A 1,698-nucleotide genomic window follows, 5' to 3' on the forward strand; every position below is an offset into this window, starting at 1 on the left:
TGTCGCAGCGATCAATGCCCAGCCCGGAAAGACACCCATTGATCAACAAGCGGCCGCTGCTTTCTACGCGAATGCCTCCGCTGGAGTTACGCCATTTCCAAAAGTATTATCTGAGAAATTCAGCGCGAGCAAAGACAAACTCGCGAAGACCAAGCTCGGTCCCGACGCCACTGCCGCCGATTACGCCCGCGCGAACAAAGACAAACTCGCGAAGGCCAGGTTCGGTCCCGACGCCACCGCAATCGATTACGACCGCGCGAACAGCACAAAACGCGCGAAGGCCATGTTCGGTCCCGACGCCACCGCCGCCGATTACTCCCGAGCGAACAAAGACAAACTCGCGAAGGCCATGTTCGGTCCCGACGCCACCGCCGCCGATTACGCCCGCGCGAACAGCGAAAAACGCGCGAAGGCCATGTTCGGTCCCGACGCCACCGCCGCCGATTACGCCCGAGCGACCAAAGACAAACTCGCGAAGGCCAGGTTCGGTCCCGACGCTACCGCCAACGATTACGACCGCGCGAAAAAAGACGAACTCGCGAAGGCCAAGCTCGGTCCCGCCGCCACCGCCAACGATTACGACCGCGAGACCAGAAAAAAACTCGCGAAGGACAGACTCGGTCCCGACGCCACCGCCAACGATTACGACCGCGAGACCAGAAAAAAACTCGCGAAGGCCAGGTTCGGTCCCGACGCCACCCCCGCCGATTACTCTCGCGCGAACAAAGACAAACTCGCGAAGGCCAGGCTCGGTCCCGACGCCAGCGTCACGGATTACAACCGCGCAATGATAGCCGCCCAAGCCGTTCGGGAATTAGGTCCGACGGCCACGGCTGCTGATCTTGCAACGCTTCAGGCTCAGGAACTAGCTTTGGCGGCGCAGCTAGGTGTCCGTGTCGAGGAGATTCGCAGTGCAAGAAAGCAAGGACCTGCTTCTGGGGAACCCTCTTTTCCCGGGCCAAACCAGCGATAGCACACACAAGGTCATGGCGCGGGCGATATGCCCCAGCGCCTTCGGTTCGAAGAATGAGGACGGCATTCCCACTAAACTAAAAGACAGGAAGGCAACGTCGCCAAAAGAGGGCGCCAAGCCCGCCCTTGTTTCGTTTCCCACTCGCCAATCAGGCCAAGTCATCGGTACCGCACGACATCAGTGTTAGTCGCCATCTTGCGGCTATCCGATGCTTGGTTAAGCCAGCGAAAGGCGCGATTCAACTCAAGCCAATTGAAACTATTGGACGTGACCAGGGCCAATTTGGGTGGTTGAAAGGCCGTTAGCGATGTGCAGCAAGATGAGCTGGGTGGACAGTTCAATCTGGCCCGTCCCAGTTGTGGGGGAGCACGGTGCAGTACGAACGTGCAGAATAGGTGTCGCGGCTGGCGTCTGAAAACACGCGGTCTCGCATTTATCCCATCTATCGGCTCAGATTCTGCAAATGGCATGGGCTAGTTTTGGTAGAAATCCCGTCCTGCAAAGCTATCCATCCTCGCGGCTATGCCACAGCAGCAAGCTAATTCATCGGTGCGCATGGACGGAACAGGATCTAAGACTTCAAATTGACAGTTCAGTTGAAACAATAATGACCATTCGCCATTTGCAGATAGTGTGGGCCCGTCGCGATGAGCGCGAGCCGCTACCCATATGTCCCCCATGATTTCACTATAGATCGACCATGACGTCATCGCCCGGCAGGACAG

2 protein-coding genes are annotated in these 1,698 nt (G+C 57.9%); one reads left to right on the forward strand and one right to left on the reverse strand.

From position 1 onward, the window contains the following. Positions 1–973: prolipoprotein diacylglyceryl transferase (locus tag QF010_RS33940; protein WP_429534837.1), on the forward strand; the 973-nt coding region annotated here is incomplete at its 5' end. Between the two features lie 473 nt (positions 974–1,446). On the opposite strand, the gene QF010_RS33945 is transcribed toward QF010_RS33940, so the two are convergent. Next, the coding region (locus QF010_RS33945; protein ID WP_429534838.1) for a hypothetical protein at positions 1,447–1,698 on the reverse strand (252 nt) is incomplete at its 5' end.

It is taken from the genome of Pseudomonas silensiensis, assembly GCF_050434865.1.
GTDB classification, from domain to species: Bacteria; Pseudomonadota; Gammaproteobacteria; order Pseudomonadales; family Pseudomonadaceae; genus Aquipseudomonas; species Aquipseudomonas fluorescens_W.